The sequence below is a fragment of the Vibrio sp. FE10 genome (genome assembly GCF_030297155.1).
Classification (GTDB): domain Bacteria; phylum Pseudomonadota; class Gammaproteobacteria; order Enterobacterales; family Vibrionaceae; genus Vibrio; species Vibrio apostichopi.
Genome location: NZ_AP028067.1, coordinates 870008 through 884568 on the forward strand (window position 1 = coordinate 870008; position 14561 = coordinate 884568).

General features: G+C 46.4%; 13 protein-coding genes. 2 read left to right on the forward strand and 11 right to left on the reverse strand.

Features of this window, described 5'->3' with window-relative positions:
- Window positions 1-296: 296 nt before the first annotated feature.
- Window positions 297-989, forward strand: coding sequence for an oligogalacturonate-specific porin KdgM family protein (locus QUF19_RS03960; RefSeq protein ID WP_010439198.1), 693 nt, complete (start codon window positions 297-299; stop codon window positions 987-989).
- 263 nt (window positions 990-1252) lie between these two features.
- Here QUF19_RS03960 and QUF19_RS03965 read toward each other — a convergent pair whose 3' ends face one another.
- Window positions 1253-1693, reverse strand: coding sequence for a DUF411 domain-containing protein (locus QUF19_RS03965; RefSeq protein WP_286296223.1), 441 nt, complete (start codon window positions 1691-1693; stop codon window positions 1253-1255).
- A complete protein-coding gene (locus tag QUF19_RS03970) occupies window positions 1683-4466 on the reverse strand; it encodes a heavy metal translocating P-type ATPase (RefSeq protein ID WP_286296225.1) in 2784 nt (927 codons plus the stop codon). Before QUF19_RS03970 ends, QUF19_RS03965 begins: the two co-directional genes overlap by 11 nt.
- 331 nt (window positions 4467-4797) lie before the next feature.
- Here QUF19_RS03970 and gltX point away from each other — a divergent pair, with 331 nt between their 5' ends.
- Window positions 4798-6225 carry a glutamate--tRNA ligase gene (gltX, locus tag QUF19_RS03975; protein WP_286296226.1) on the forward strand — a complete coding sequence of 476 codons (1428 nt, stop codon included), beginning with the start codon at window positions 4798-4800 and terminating at the stop codon, window positions 6223-6225.
- A gap of 89 nt (window positions 6226-6314) precedes the next feature.
- Here the strand turns inward: gltX and QUF19_RS03980 are convergent, their stop codons facing one another.
- From QUF19_RS03980 to QUF19_RS04020, 9 genes are read right to left on the reverse strand one after another with little or no spacing between them, the layout of a single operon-like run.
- Window positions 6315-6779 carry an Sbal_3080 family lipoprotein gene (locus tag QUF19_RS03980; RefSeq protein WP_286296228.1) on the reverse strand — a complete coding sequence of 155 codons (465 nt, stop codon included), beginning with the start codon at window positions 6777-6779 and terminating at the stop codon, window positions 6315-6317.
- Window positions 6780-6787: 8 nt separating this feature from the next.
- On the reverse strand, window positions 6788-8011 hold the full coding sequence (locus tag QUF19_RS03985; RefSeq protein ID WP_286296230.1) for a beta-ketoacyl-ACP synthase: 1224 nt from the start codon (window positions 8009-8011) through the stop codon (window positions 6788-6790).
- Entirely contained in the window at window positions 8008-8733 is a 726-nt protein-coding gene (locus QUF19_RS03990; RefSeq protein WP_004736137.1) for a 3-ketoacyl-ACP reductase FabG2, read from the reverse strand. The genes QUF19_RS03985 and QUF19_RS03990 overlap by 4 nt, the downstream gene beginning before the upstream one ends.
- Complete coding sequence (locus QUF19_RS03995; RefSeq protein ID WP_054548132.1) at window positions 8730-9194, reverse strand: hotdog family protein; 465 nt, start codon at window positions 9192-9194, stop codon at window positions 8730-8732. The genes QUF19_RS03990 and QUF19_RS03995 overlap by 4 nt, the downstream gene beginning before the upstream one ends.
- The gene (locus tag QUF19_RS04000; protein WP_286296238.1) at window positions 9187-10386 is read right to left on the reverse strand and encodes a beta-ketoacyl-[acyl-carrier-protein] synthase family protein; all 1200 of its coding nucleotides are present in this window, start codon (window positions 10384-10386) and stop codon (window positions 9187-9189) included. Before QUF19_RS04000 ends, QUF19_RS03995 begins: the two co-directional genes overlap by 8 nt.
- Before the next feature lie 5 nt (window positions 10387-10391).
- Window positions 10392-11015 carry a DUF3261 domain-containing protein gene (locus QUF19_RS04005; protein ID WP_286296241.1) on the reverse strand — a complete coding sequence of 208 codons (624 nt, stop codon included), beginning with the start codon at window positions 11013-11015 and terminating at the stop codon, window positions 10392-10394.
- The gene (locus tag QUF19_RS04010) at window positions 11012-13384 is read right to left on the reverse strand and encodes an MMPL family transporter (RefSeq protein WP_286296243.1); all 2373 of its coding nucleotides are present in this window, start codon (window positions 13382-13384) and stop codon (window positions 11012-11014) included. Before QUF19_RS04010 ends, QUF19_RS04005 begins: the two co-directional genes overlap by 4 nt.
- Window positions 13356-14054, reverse strand: coding sequence for a LolA family protein (locus QUF19_RS04015; protein WP_286296246.1), 699 nt, complete (start codon window positions 14052-14054; stop codon window positions 13356-13358). The genes QUF19_RS04010 and QUF19_RS04015 overlap by 29 nt, the downstream gene beginning before the upstream one ends.
- On the reverse strand, window positions 14041-14544 hold the full coding sequence (locus tag QUF19_RS04020) for an acyl-CoA thioesterase (protein ID WP_286296249.1): 504 nt from the start codon (window positions 14542-14544) through the stop codon (window positions 14041-14043). The genes QUF19_RS04015 and QUF19_RS04020 overlap by 14 nt, the downstream gene beginning before the upstream one ends.
- Between the last annotated feature and the right edge of the window lie 17 nt (window positions 14545-14561).

The window sequence follows — 14561 nt, forward strand, 5'->3', positions numbered from 1 at the left end:
CAACCGACTGAATCTAATTTCGCACCGTAAAATAATGTGATCCCGATCTGTGCATTTTTCCATCTTGAGTTTTTTATCAATTTTTATGTTTTTAAGTAATTGATTTTAATGTGTTAAATAACTTGTTCTTTTTTGATAGTGAGAGAGATCACTCTGCCCACTCTTTTATTTTGAAACGCAAATTAATTCGAGCAACATAGATTTCATGCCAGGGAGGCGACCAACTACTCAAGCGGTGAAGGTGAATGATGTACCGAAGATATGCCGCTGAAAAAATCAAACTAAGGCAGTTTACTATGAAAAAAATTATCGCTCTAAGTGCTCTTTCTCTTGCTTTCGCTTCTAGTGCTTTTGCTGGTTCTTCTTACGTAACAGGTAACATCCAAATTCACGATGACGGTCGTATCCACGGTTCTGATATGACTTCTACGCTAGAAGCCGGTCACACGTTTGACAACTCTCTAGGCGGCTTCACGGTTTACTCTGAGTTTGATGGTATCCAACTGGGTAAACTTGAATCTGAAAATGGCGGTGCAGGTAATACTACTCCTGGTATCACTGTCGGTGGTGAGCAATCTTTCAACATCACTGACAACCTATGGGTTGCTGCTGGTTACCAACATTTATTCTCTGCGGGTGAGAGCATTCAGTTCCGTCCACTAGTTAAGATCGGTTACAACTTCGATAACGGTATCTCTATTAGTAACCGTACTCGTGCACACATCGATGATACTTCTGCTGATGCTGACACAGACTACCGCATGGATAACCGCATTGCTTACACAGTGAATGCTGACCTAGCGCTTAGCTACAACAACGTATACATGATTGATGCTGAAGCGATGGACCACGAGTTACGTGCAACATGGACTCGTCAAGGCGTTCAACCTTACTTTGAGTTCCGTAGCCAAGCTAACGGTGTAGATTTCGCCAACGGTGACTCTAAGCAGAACAACGCATTCGTATTCGGTGCTTCTTACGGCTTCTAAGCTGATTCACTTGGCTGTTAGTCGATTAGATTATTAGCCAAGTGAGCTTCTTCGTTAATTAGCTTATTCGTTCATTAGTTTTTTGCTAAATAGCGTCTTCGCTAACTAGCGACGAAAATACAGCGGCACTAACAGCCCGGTTGATACCGCGACAAGATTTGCTTTACTGTCCAAAAGCAAAGAGCCTAGCAAGTAAACCACAGTCTTGGGTTTGCTTAATGCTAGGCTCTATTTTTATTGCTGTTCGCAGGTCTGTTTACGCTCTAATTGCCATTGTAATGACGGTACTCAAACACCTGACCTTTCTCGTTAAACGCATACACAGAATACTCGTCTTTCTTATCGCCATGCTCCATGCCCGGAGAACCCATAGGCATGCCAGGAACAGCCAAGCCAATCGCATTACGTGGTGGGTTTTCTAAAAAGGCTTTCACGTCCTCTGCTGGAATGTGCCCTTCAAATACGTAACCGTCGATCTCTGCCGTGTGGCAAGAAGCTAGTTCTTGCGTTACGCCTAACTTTTGCTTGATAGGATTCATGTCATCATGGAGTTTCTCTGTGACATCGAACCCGGCATCGCGCATATGTTCTGTCCATTCTGTGCAGCAGCCGCAGTATGGTGATTTGTGGTTTAGAACATCAGTAGCTAAAGCTTGTCCTGAAATTGCAGCGAGTGCTGTAAGAGTCATAACTTTACGAATCATGGTTAACCTCATGAATATGGTTTTTATTGATATTAGAATGAGTGGGCTTGAACAATCTCAGCCTGTTGGCATTGCTCACTACTGTAATTGACGACATCGCCATCGCTGCGCCTGCAACGACTGGGCTTAGTAGAAATCCGAAAAATGGGTAGAGCACACCGGCCGCGATAGGAATACCAAGTGAGTTATAGATGAAGGCACCAAAGAGGTTTTGCTTCATGTTTCTCACGGTCGCTTGGGACAGCTCTATCGCGTTACTGACAGACAGTGGCGACGAGTTGAGTAGTGTCATTTGCGCACTTTCAATCGCGACATCACTGCCGCTACCCATTGCGATGCCAATATCTGCTTGAGCAAGTGCAGGTGCATCGTTAATGCCATCTCCAACCATAGCCACACTTTTATATTGTTGTTGAAGCTGAACAATATGCTGAGCTTTCTGCTCTGGAAGCACCTCCGAGATAACCTCATCGATACCGACACTTTTGCCAATCGCTTGAGCAACAGAATCGTTGTCGCCTGTTAATAGCACGGTGTGAATTCCGGCGGATTTTAGTTGAGCAATGGCTTGTTTGCTATCTATTTTTAATGCGTCTGAAATGCCAAATATGCCTTCCAGTTTTTGATCGATGACAACGAAGATGGGTGTCCATGCTTGTGTACGACAAAGCTCGATAAAGTCTGCGCCGATTTCAGTCTCAATGCCGAGCTGGGTGAGGTACTTAAGTGAGCCGACTTGAACCTTCTTGCCGTTAATTATTGCTTGTACGCCAAGCCCTCGGCGGTTTTCAAAGTCGCTGTTTGGGAGTGCTGAAACTTCTAAGTTTTCGGCATACTGGCAAACGGCTTTGGCAAGCGGGTGTTCTGAACCGACTTCAACCGAATAGGCGTAAGCCAACAGTTCTTGCTCTGATAAATCGCCATAAAAGGCCTGCTGAACGGTTGGCTTACCTTGAGTTAGGGTGCCTGTTTTATCAAACACGACAGCATCGATTTTGCTTGCAGATTGCAACACATCGGCATCTTTGATCAGAACGCCAAACTCAGCGGCTTTACCAACGCCGACAGTAATTGAGAGCGGCGTTGCTAGGCCTAAGGCACATGGACAAGCGATGATCAGCACGGTAGTCGATACCACAAGCATGTAACTTGCACTGGGTTGTGGTCCCACAAAAAACCAAACTAAGGCAGAAGTTGCTGCGATCGCGACCACAACAGGTACGAAAACAGCAGAAATAGAGTCGGCAAGCTTGGCGATTGCTGGTTTACTGCTTTGTGCTTGGCGAACCATTTGAATGATTCGAGCCAGCATGGTGCTTGAGCCAATCCCAGTTGCTTCAATAATTAAGCTGCCGTCACCATTAATGGTACCTGCTGAAACGCCATCATTAATCGATTTAACGTTGGGAAGCGGTTCGCCAGTCAGCATCGATTCATCGATATAAGATTCACCCGAAACCACGACACCATCGACAGGGACTTTTTCTCCCGGTTTAACTCGAACTTGCATGCCGACTTGAATCGCTTCTACAGCGATGGTTTGTTCTTTTCCGTCAACAATAACCACGGCTTTTTGAGGCTGTAAGTTAATCAGCGCCTGCAAAGACTTGGTAGTGCGGGCTTTGGCTTTGGCTTCAATGTAGTGACCCAAAGAAATAAGACCAACGATCATGGCGCTGGCTTCAAAATAGACATGACGAGAGGCTTCAGGAAACCACGATGGGATCAGCACAACCAACATTGAATAGAACCACGCTGCGCCTGTACCCAAAGCAACTAACGTATCCATGGTCGCACGCTTGTGCATCAGTGATTGCCAAGCGTTACTGAAGAAGCTGCGCCCTGAAGTCGCAAGCAGTATCAAACAGACCACACCAACCAGTCCCCAAGCCAATTGGTCGTTAAATGTAGCAATGGTCATGCTGCCACCGAACAGGCCCCATGCCATCAGCGGAGCACCGATAAGCAGCGCGCTTACTGAATTCTTTAGGAAAGCTTTTTGGGTACGAAGTTGTTGCTCTTGCTGTTTTTGTTGTTGAGTTGCCGCGTCATCAACGAACTCGGCGCCGTAACCTGCGGTTTTCACGGACTCTATTAGAGCTGTTTCGATGACGTCTCGTGTTTTAGAGGTGAAAACTAAGGCCGTCTGTTCAGCGAGGTTGATCTGGGCTTGGTCGACGAATTCATTCTTTTTCAGCGCTTTCTCTACCGAAGAAACACAACTCGCACACGTCATTCCTTCAAGAACAAGGTGATAGGTATATTGGCTAGTTGCAGGTTCAGCTTGTGCTGATTCTGCAGGTGTTGGTTTTTTATCTTCTTCTAAATCTGAACTCGATAAAAGATCATTAGCTTCAGAGTAGGGAGTCGCGTGATAACCCACGCTTTCGACCAGCTCAATAAGCTCGGATTCAGAAAGCATAGTAACCAATGACAATTCATGCTTGCTGACTTCTAGGTTTGAGGTTTGCTCGGTTTGTTCAAGTGCTTGAGTCAGTTTGTTCACGCACTTACCGCAGCTAAGACCAGATAGCGAAAGGTGCAGTTGATTGCCCATGCTATAACCAAGCGTCGTTAACTGTTCGCTGAGTTGAACGTAATTAAACGGAGTCGAAATATCGATGTATGTCGGCGATATATCATTGATCGTCGTGTTGTCGAGATCGCCAAACAGTGTGCGAACTTTCTTCGTACAACCCATGCAATTTAGGCCGTTGAGCGCGGTGGTGTAATGGTTCATATCGATACTCCAATTCTCATCTACGTCCAACATAAACCTTACCGTAAGGGTAAGGTCAAACATAAATTCAAGAATTTGATCTTAGTGGCATATCAATGGGTGGGTGACGTTGGTGAAATAGGCGGGGGTTAAAGAAAAGCGTGGCTATAATTTATTGGCTCAGGCTATAGATTTGCTACATCGAAGCTGGATTTGGCCTTTCTACACTCGCTTTCGTACAACAACAGCGCATTAATCATTCACTACTGATTGTAGATTTAAGCGGTGGTGATAAAATAGCGCCCAAAATTTAGTGATATTTGTCTATTACAGACTTTGTATTAGACCCCACTAAAAGAATCACCTACATAATCAAGGTATTTAAATGACGGTTAAAACTCGTTTTGCTCCTAGCCCAACTGGCTATCTTCACGTTGGTGGTGCACGTACTGCACTTTACTCTTGGCTATTCGCTAAGAACCAAGGTGGCGAATTCGTTCTACGTATCGAAGACACGGACCTTGAGCGTAACTCTCAAGAAGCGGTTGATGCAATTCTAGAAGGCATGCAATGGATGGGTATGGAATGGGATGAAGGTCCTTACTACCAATCTAAGCGTTTTGACCGTTACAACGAAATGGTTGATAAGCTACTTGCTGAAGACAAAGCATTCAAATGCTACGCGTCTAAAGAGCTGCTTGACGAAATTCGTACAGAGCAAGAAGAAAACAAAGAAATGGCTCGTTACGATGCGAACCACCCTAAAATTGTTGCAGCAAACGAAGCAGCAAAAGAAGGTGATGCGTGCGTTATCCGTTTCCGTAACCCTAAAGAAGGCAGCGTAGTATTTGATGACCAAATCCGCGGTCGCATTGAAATCTCTAACAGCCAACTTGATGACCTGATCATTCGTCGTACAGACGGTGCTCCAACTTACAACTTCGTAGTTGTAGTGGATGACTGGGACATGGGTATTACACACGTTGTTCGTGGTGAAGACCACATCAACAATACACCTCGTCAAATCAACATCTATGAAGCACTAGGCGCGCCAGTTCCAACTTTCGCTCACTGTGCAATGATTCTTGGTGATGACGGTGCGAAACTTTCTAAGCGTCACGGTGCTGTATCAGTAATGCAATACCGAGACGAAGGTTACCTACCCAATGCACTAAACAACTACCTAGTTCGTTTAGGTTGGTCTCACGGTGACCAAGAGATCTTCTCTCAAGAAGAGATGATTGAATTCTTCAGCCTGAACGCTATCAGCAAGTCTGCATCTGCATTCAACACTGAAAAGCTACTTTGGTTGAACAACCACTACATCAAAACTTCTGAGCCTGAGTACGTTGCAAAATACCTGCAATGGCACCTAGACGCACAGAAGATCGATACAACAAACGGCCCAGCTATCACTGAAGTGATCACGCTAGTTGGCGAGCGTTGCAACACACTTATCGAACTTGCTGAGCAATCTCGTTACTTCTACGAAGATTTCTCTGAGTTTGAAGCTGGCGCAGCGAAGAAGCACCTACGTGGTGTTGCTAAAGGCCCGCTAGAGCTTGCTCTTGCAAAGGTTGAAGCGCTTGAAGAGTTCACAACAGCAAACATCAAAGACGGTGTGATTGCAGCAGTATGTGAAGAGCTAGAGATCGGCATGGGTAAAATCGGCATGCCACTTCGCGTAGCAGTAACAGGCGGCGGTCAGTCTCCTTCTGTTGATGCTGTGATGGAGCTTGTTGGTAAAGAGCGCGTAATCGCTCGTATCAAGATGGCTCTTGAGTTCATCGCTGAGCGTGAAGCTAACGCTTAATTGAGCGATTGCTAGAATCAAAAAAGGGTCAGTAACTTGGTTACTGACCCTTTTTATTTGTTTGGAGTTTTACTATCTGAATAACTTCGTTAGAGCTTGTCGTCAGCAACCAGTTGGGTCGCTTGCGCGGCTGTTTTCTTATCGAACAAGATATCCATCATCGCTTTGATGCGTTCCATATCGTCACCAAACTTTGAAAAGTTTCCGCTATTTGGCGCTTTGAATTCGACATTGCCTACGCGCTGCTGATCTTGATAAGCCGAGATCTTAGCGTCTGCCACAAAGGTTCTGAAATCCCAACTCCAACGAGAGACATAATCAAGCGTAATATCCTCTGGGTTGTGTTCTGAACCGTCTGCAACCACTTTACATTTGACCTGATTATTCAGACACCAATCGAGCATTGAATCGAGAAAAACAGAGCGAGTTTTCACATCTTCAACGATAGTAATATTTTCAATGTTGTTTGCTTCTGGAAGTGCGTTCCCTGAATATTTCGGAGCACTACAACCTGCCAGTAATACGACAACAGCAACCGCTAGCCAGTTTTTCATTCTCTATCCTAGATTTTCTTGAAGATGATGGAAGTGTTGATCCCGCCAAAGGCAAAGTTGTTGCTCATTAGATATTTAACATCCAATTCGCGACCAGAGCCTGTGATGTAATCAAGTTTGCCGCAGCGTTCGTCGATGTTCTCAAGGTTTAAGGTTGGGCTGAACCAACCTGAATGCATCATCTCTAAGCTTAACCACGCTTCAATCGCACCACACGCACCAAGCGTATGACCAAAGTAGCTTTTCAATGAACTGATTGGCACTTCACCGAAAATGTTCGCCGTCGCATTACTTTCTGCAATATCGCCTTTTTCCGTCGCAGTTCCGTGCGCAGAAACATAACCGATTTTTTCTGCCGGAAGTTGCGCATCTTTCAGAGCTTTTTCCATGCAGATTTGCATGGTTTCCATCTGAGGTTGGGTCACATGAGCAGCATCGCAGTTACTGGCAAAGCCGATGATCTCAGCGTAGATCTTTGCACCACGAGCCACGGCATGTTCATACTCTTCAAGAACAAGCGTGCCGGCACCTTCACCGATAACGAGGCCATCGCGTTCGCTGTCGTAAGGACTAGGGGATTTTTCTGGCGTGTCGTTTTTTAAACTGGTAGCAAAAAGGGTATCGAAAACGGCAGACTCAGTTGGGCATAGCTCTTCACCACCACCGGCAACCATCACGGTTTGGTAGCCGTGTTTGATCGCTTCATAGGCGTAACCGATCGCTTGGCTTCCTGAAGTACAGGCACTGCTGGTGGGAATCACGCGACCGCGTAGGCCAAAGAACAGTCCTACGTTGACCGCAGCAGTGTGTGGCATCATTTGAACGTAGGTGGTTGCTGTGATGGCTCGTGTTGATTTCTCGTTAAGCATCACACCGAACGCACCAACCGCATCGGTACTGCCGGTTGAAGAGCCGTAAGCAATGCCTGTTTCGCCGTTGGTCAAAATGTTGTGACCAATTAGACCGGCTTGCTCTAATGCGTTTTCTGTCGCAACAGTTGCTAGACGAGACACACGTCCCATGCCACGAACCTGTTTGCGCTTGTAGTGTTTTGGCAGTTGGAAGTCATCAACGGGTGCAGCAAGTTTCGTGTTGAGGCCATCATATTGCTCAAAGCTTGGCATATATTGAGTCGCATTTTCACACGCTTTCAATTTTGGTTCGATGTGCTGCCAATCATTACCAAAGGCAGTAACACCTGACATGCCAGTTACAACAACGCGGCGGGTCATACTAAGCCTCCATTGACTGAAATCACTTGGCGAGTGACGTAGCCTGCAATATCAGACATTAGGTAGCTGACTAGGCCGGCGACTTCTTCTGGCTCGCCCATACGGCGCAGTGGCACTTGAGGGAGCGCATGGTCTTTTACGTGCTCATCGACCATACCGGTATCAATTAAGCCTGGAGCGACACAGTTTACCGTGATCTTGCGTTTTGCTAGCTCTAAAGCCAGAGACTTAGTTGCGCCAATCACGCCCGCTTTTGCTGCGGCATAGTTGGTTTGACCGCGATTACCCATGATGCCGGATACCGACGCCAGAGTAACGATTCGACCGCCTTTGCGTTTTTGAACCATTGGCATCACGCACGGATGAAGTACGTTGTAGAAGCTGTCGAGGTTGGTATGGATAACGCCATCCCACTCTTCTTCCGTCATGGCTGGGAATGCTGTATCACGAGTAATTCCGGCATTATTTACAACACCATAGTAAGCGCCATGCTCGGCAATATCAGACTCAAGCTTTTCGCGACACTCGCTGCGGTTGCTGATATCAAATTGGATAAGACGTCCTGCGCCACCTAACTCAGTGATCGACTTTAATGTGTCTTCAGCACCTTGCTTGTCACCCATGTAGTGAACGGCGATTTCAAATCCATCTTTCGCGAGTTGAATAGCGATCGCTTTACCAATGCCTTTGCTGGCTCCGGTGACTAAAACCTGACGGGTCATGATGGGCTCCTAGTTTTCATTTCTTGTAATTTTTGTTCGGTTGGCACGTAGACGTTGAGTTGGCATTGAGCCACTAACTCACCTTGGTCTTCGACTCTGGCAGTAAACACGGCCATGCCACTGTCTTCCATCAGTTGCTCGGCGTAGATATCAAGGGTCTGACCTTGAGTAAATTCATCACACAGTGACTTGTAGCGACGAGAACCCAGTAAGAATCCGATTGGGGGAGTGGTGCCGTTTTTCAGGGCATGGTATCCAGACCACGCAGCAACAGATTGCGCCATAAACTCGATACCCACATAAGCTGGTACCGTTTGAGATTCGGCGTCAAAGAATAGGTTGTGCGCGCCAATATCGACCTGACAGTGGATCGACAACGCCTCTACGTTGATAGCACGATCGATTAATATCATCGGATCATCGTGTGGGAGAAGTTGGTCTACAGAAGGGATATCAGTCATTTACTACACCAAAAATCAGGCTAATGTTGTTGCCACCAAAAGCGAACGAGTTGCTTAAGATGTTCTTTACTTTAAGTTTCTGCGCATAGTTTACCAAATCAATCTCAATATCTTCAGCTTTATCCTGACATTTTTGTAAGGGAAGCGGTAAGTCATATTTCAAAATATGCCACGCAATTGCAGCCTCAATCGCACTAGCTGCACCAAGAGTATGCCCGGTGAGTGGCTTGGTTGAGCTAACGGGAACCTTGTTTGCAAAAATACGGTGAATGGCTTTGCTTTCCATTGAATCATTGAGTGGCGTCGCAGTACCGTGAGCATTGATGTAACCGATGTCTTCTGCTTGTAACTGCGCAGAATCTAACGCCTTTTGCATAGCTTGCTCCGCACCATTTCCCTCAGGGTGAGGCGCTGAAATGTGGTGTGCATCAGAGCTGTCACCACAGCCTAATAAGGCGATGTTCGACGTGTTTGGGGTTGTATTGATATCAGTTGGTTTGGTCTTGCTGAGTAACATAAACGCTGCCGCTTCACCGATGTTGATGCCATTTCGAGAGGCACTAAACGGCTTACAATGTGTGGTCGAAAGGGCTTCCAGGCCATGAAAACCATTGAGCGTCAGCTTACATAAGGTGTCTACACCTCCAACCAACACAGCATCGGCTATTCCAGAATCTAACAAGCGTTGAGCGGTCAAAAATACACGGCCACTGGACGAGCAAGCGGTCGATATCGCATAGCTCGGTCCTGTTAATGCACAATGTTGGCTAACAAACTCAGAGGTATTGCCTAACTCTTGCTTTGAATAATGGTAATGCTCAGGAAACTCACCGTGTGCCAGTTTATGTTTGAAAGCCGCTTCGCCGTCCGAGATACCCGAGGTGCTGGTGCCTATAACCACAGCAATCCTATCTGCGCCAAATTGTGATTTTGCTTGTTCGATAGAACCATTGATTTGATTAAGAGCTGACAGCGCCAGTTGATTGTTGCGAGTGGCGTATTCTGCTTGATCCAATGGGATCGCTGGCAGTTCGCCAACCACCTTACCGACGATAGTGTGCTTACCATCGTTCAGCATATCGCTCACTTCAACCATGTTTGATTCGCGCGCGCCTTTGAGGCAGTCATGGATGTCAGCAATACTTGAACCTAACGCAGAGTGGAAACCACAGTCTTGGATATAAATAGGCATAGTGTTCAGCTCTTACTTGGATTATCGACAATCGTTGAGTTCAACGTTTGTATGGTGATGGTGTAGCCTTGGGTCAAATGTTTGAAAACAATGTTGCCCGTGGTTTTGTGTGTTCCGGGCTCTGCTTGGTAATCAATTTGAATAATTGCCTGTTGGTTTTCATCAAACACGGTGCGGCTGTTTTCTGTGTCGACCAAGTGCCAGCCGATGCCTTGCAAAGGCTGCGCCCATGCTTCAATTGGCCATAGAGTTAGCATTAAATTAAATAACACCTGATCGGGTTGTGGCAGGGTTGCGCCAAGACCGGATAGAACTTGAGTCTCAATCGCTTGGTTCTGATATTGCAGCGATAAAATGCGCGTTCCCCAAGAGGAAAAACCCGCTAAAACGACTTTATCCAGTGTGACTTCGACTTGAACAGGCAATTGCTGGGTGTCGTCTTGCCATGTTGCGCTGATCAACTGGCTTGCCGTAAATGAATATCCCAGCTCCGCAGGCTGCGGCAAGGCCAGCTCGGTATCTTTATCGATTGAGACACTTGCGCCAGATGGCTGTTGAGACACCATCGAACAAGCACTGAGTAATAAGCCCAATACTACGGCGAGCGCTATCTTGATTGTTTTGTTCATCTAGAAGCCTTTCGAGAGTTTGATTTTTCCGCGGCTTGTTCGTTGTTAATCGCGAGTGGTGAAAGTAACCATGCTACGAAAATACCAGTCAGGACGGTAACACCGAAGCTATGAATGGCATGAGTCTGGCTCAATGACAGTAAACCGAATGACAGCAGTGTTGTAAGGCCAGATAAGGTGATTGCTAGTAAGGTACTCAGTGACTTCTTCTGCTCAGCAAAGAACAGGGTGTAGTCGATACCAATCCCTAAAATCAGAATCAGTCCAAGCAGGTTAAATAGATTCAGTGTCGAGCCTAAAATGCCCGTGACCGCTAAACCTGCCACTCCGGCAATCAATGACGGCAACAGCATTAACAGACTTTGCTTCACACCGTAACGCCAACCTAACACCATTCCAATAGCCGCAAACGCTATCAATAACAGCTCGGTAATTTTAACTCGGTATTCAGCAAACAGAGATGAGATCTCATCGGCTTTATTGAGGTACTTCACGCCTTGTTGTTGAGCAAAGCTTGAATCGAGCCATTGAGAGAACAGCTCTGAATTGGTGACATCCTTGATCATAATCACCGACGCTGCTTGGTTATTGATTGGTTTTAACCAAAGAGGGCGAATAGGCTCTGATACTGGAGACTCCAAAAACTCATTCAGTGTGATCGGTTGGTATTTTGGAAGCTCTGGGAAGCTCGGCCAACCGAGTGTGGTTTGTAAGGTAGCGCTTTGGTTAGCGTAGAGCTGTTTAACCAACTGATAGTTATCGTGCTGCTCTTGCTCGCTGGGCAGGTGTTGATTGACGCTGCGATAGCCAGAGATACCTTGCTGATCGAACAACGAATCTAACTCAGAGCTGATCAACGCTAATTTGTTCAGTAACGCCTGATTACTTTTCGCAGTCACCAACAGCATGTTCTGAGCACTGCCTAGTCCGGAGATCTCAGAGATAGCTTGCTCTTGTTGTTTGAGTTGGTCAGGCATCGCCTGCAGTTGTCGAATATCGTCGTCGTAACGAACTTGGCTGATTGACGCCACGCTAATCACGGTGACGACGAGCGGTAAGCCGATTCTGAACTTAGGTTTGCTCCATAAGTTTAGCCATGCATGCCATAGGTTCGCTAACGGAAGTTCGCGTTGTTGACTCGGTTTGAAGGCCAATACTGGATACCAACACACCACACTGGCGTAAGCGGCGATAAGTCCAATAGATGAGAACAAAGCAAGCTGCTGTAAGCCAGGGAAAGGAGCCACCAGCAGACCTAAATAACCTATCAAGCTAGTAAGTAGCCCTAAGGTAATCGCAATGAAGATATGCTTTAGTCCTTTATCACTCTGCCAGTGATTACCCGCAGCCAAGCGGTCAGTGAGATAGTGAAAAGAGTAATCAATGGATACGCCAATCAAGCTGGCACCAAACACTAAGCTAAACAGATGGATCTTGCCGAAGATCGCGACCGTGCTTGCCAGTGCAACCAATAATCCTGTGCTGATGGAGAGCAAAGATAAGGCAAGCGGCAGGGCGCTACGAAACGTTAGCCACACCAATAAAATTACACCCGCTAATGATCCTAAACCAATGGTGCTGATTTCAGACTTTGCACTTTGAGTACCGTAATTGGCATAGAACACCACGCCAGTGTGCTGAACTTTGACGTCAAATTGCTTCTCTATGTCTCGTTCTAAAGCGTCAAGTGCTGGAAGTTGCTCTTGAATAGCCAAGCTGTAGGGAGAGCCTGCTAATGTTGCAGTAACCAAAATGTGTGACTGATCTTGCGATTGCGCCGTTAGGTAGCCCTCTTTAATGCCAAAGTTGCTCGAACGGGTACCAACGGCACTGATATAGTCACGAAATAACAGAAATGGATCTAGAGTTAGCTCGGTCGCAGTGACTCCTGAGAAAGGGTTGTATAGCGACTGAATCACATTCTGCGCGCGAGACTCTGGGGAATGGGTCAGTGTTTCTTTTTGCTGCTCCGTTAGCAGTTGAGCTCGGTGACGAAAATAGAAGTCACTCCATTGGCTTTGCGTGCTGGCGTTGATCTTGCCTTGAACGTGTTTGAAGAGTGTTTGTTTTCCGGTGAAGGAGTTTTGATTGAGCGATTTCTCAAATGCTTTGGTTGCCGCCATGGTGTTCTTGATGTCAGGGCTGCTCAAGATGAACACCACTTGCTCACTCATGGAGTTAGAAATCTGCTGAAAGGCTTGCTCGACCATGGGATCTTGCTGGTTTTCTGGCAGCAATTTCATGATGTTGCTTTCAATAGGTACTGAAGAAGAAAAAGCGAACTGTTTGATCAACAGTCCGCTAAATAGCACCACGACAACTAGCCAGACAAGGGCAAGCTTAGAGTTGAAATTGTTGCGCTTCGGCATCTGATAATACTTCCGGTTGATGGCTTAGCTGGCTAAATTCGATTACCGTACTGTCTCCACGAATCTCCTTTAGCTCAATGCGCTCAATGTCATTGTGTCCTTGCAGCGTGATGGCTTCAAACACCGCATTCATTGGAGAGCTTTTTGGCGTTAGGGTCAGTGTCCATAACGCGTTCTCTGTACTTGCGCCTGCACTTTCGTCTGAGCTTAGCTCGTTCGCAGGTTCAAATGACAGAGAGAATTGTTCTTGAAGTTTTTGCGTATCGCCGTGGAATACCGACAAGAAGATATGGCTGAAATAAAACGCCATTGGGTTTTCTTTGTCAGTGATGATCTTAGCGGGTTGATCAGCAAACCTTTGGCTCAGCTTGTTATCGGTTAGCACTAGGCTCACAGGAAACGGGGTTACTTGCGTCCAAAGCAAGCCACTCGACTTATCTAATAAAAACGAGCCTTGTGACGTCAGAGGTTGGGCGAACATTTCCATATTTCGTGTTTGAGTAAACTCACCACGGACAATACTATTTGCGCTCAACACCGTTTGCAGATCTGAAACTGAACCGACGGCAATCGTGCTTTCATTAGCACTTACAAAGCTACTCGCTATCATAGGAGCAAGCCCTAGCAGCGCGATGCTAATGTGTTTGCGACTGCTTTTAAACAGACTCATGTTTCACCTGCTGTGGATTAGAGGCTTGAGATGGATGCTCAGCAGCTAGAGGTAAGCAACCGAATTGGTGCCAGTGCTCGACTTTATCGGTAAACACTTTCGGTGAAGCGAAGCACATCTCTTGTTCTTCGATGGTCACTGCAACCTGCATGGTGTGGGCGCGTGTCATGCGAGCGCCTGTGTTGGCATCATGAATCTCGTAATCAACGCGCAAGCGATTTTCCCATTCGGTCAATTTGGCCGTTACCTTAATCTGATGATTAAACGGTATCGCCTTGATGTATTTCACACGCGTGTCGATGATTGGCCACATGTAGCCAGAATCCTTCATCTCATGATAGTTGTACTCAATCTTATCCATCATGATGCGCCTTACTTCTTCAAAAAATCGGAAGTAATTGCCGTGATAGATCACGCCCATTGGGTCGGCATCTTGGAATGAGGTAATCAGAGTCACCTCAGATTGTAATGGATGAAGGATTTCAGACATAAATCGCTCTCAACAAT

Excerpts from the sequence above, each read along its gene's own strand:
- QUF19_RS03960 (WP_010439198.1), top strand. The coding sequence starts at position 297 with ATGAAAAAAATTATCGCTCTAAGTGCTCTTTCTCTTGCTTTCGCTTCT.
- QUF19_RS04015 (WP_286296246.1), bottom strand. The coding sequence starts at position 14,054 with ATGAGTCTGTTTAAAAGCAGTCGCAAACACATTAGCATCGCGCTGCTA.
- QUF19_RS04020 (WP_286296249.1), bottom strand. The coding sequence starts at position 14,544 with ATGTCTGAAATCCTTCATCCATTACAATCTGAGGTGACTCTGATTACC.
- QUF19_RS03990 (WP_004736137.1), bottom strand. The coding sequence starts at position 8,733 with ATGACCCGTCAGGTTTTAGTCACCGGAGCCAGCAAAGGCATTGGTAAA.
- QUF19_RS04000 (WP_286296238.1), bottom strand. The coding sequence starts at position 10,386 with ATGCCTATTTATATCCAAGACTGTGGTTTCCACTCTGCGTTAGGTTCA.
- QUF19_RS03995 (WP_054548132.1), bottom strand. The coding sequence starts at position 9,194 with ATGACTGATATCCCTTCTGTAGACCAACTTCTCCCACACGATGATCCG.
- QUF19_RS03970 (WP_286296225.1), bottom strand. The coding sequence starts at position 4,466 with ATGTTGGACGTAGATGAGAATTGGAGTATCGATATGAACCATTACACC.
- QUF19_RS04005 (WP_286296241.1), bottom strand. The coding sequence starts at position 11,015 with ATGAACAAAACAATCAAGATAGCGCTCGCCGTAGTATTGGGCTTATTA.
- QUF19_RS03965 (WP_286296223.1), bottom strand. The coding sequence starts at position 1,693 with ATGATTCGTAAAGTTATGACTCTTACAGCACTCGCTGCAATTTCAGGA.
- QUF19_RS03980 (WP_286296228.1), bottom strand. The coding sequence starts at position 6,779 with ATGAAAAACTGGCTAGCGGTTGCTGTTGTCGTATTACTGGCAGGTTGT.
- QUF19_RS03985 (WP_286296230.1), bottom strand. The coding sequence starts at position 8,011 with ATGACCCGCCGCGTTGTTGTAACTGGCATGTCAGGTGTTACTGCCTTT.
- QUF19_RS04010 (WP_286296243.1), bottom strand. The coding sequence starts at position 13,384 with ATGCCGAAGCGCAACAATTTCAACTCTAAGCTTGCCCTTGTCTGGCTA.
- gltX (WP_286296226.1), top strand. The coding sequence starts at position 4,798 with ATGACGGTTAAAACTCGTTTTGCTCCTAGCCCAACTGGCTATCTTCAC.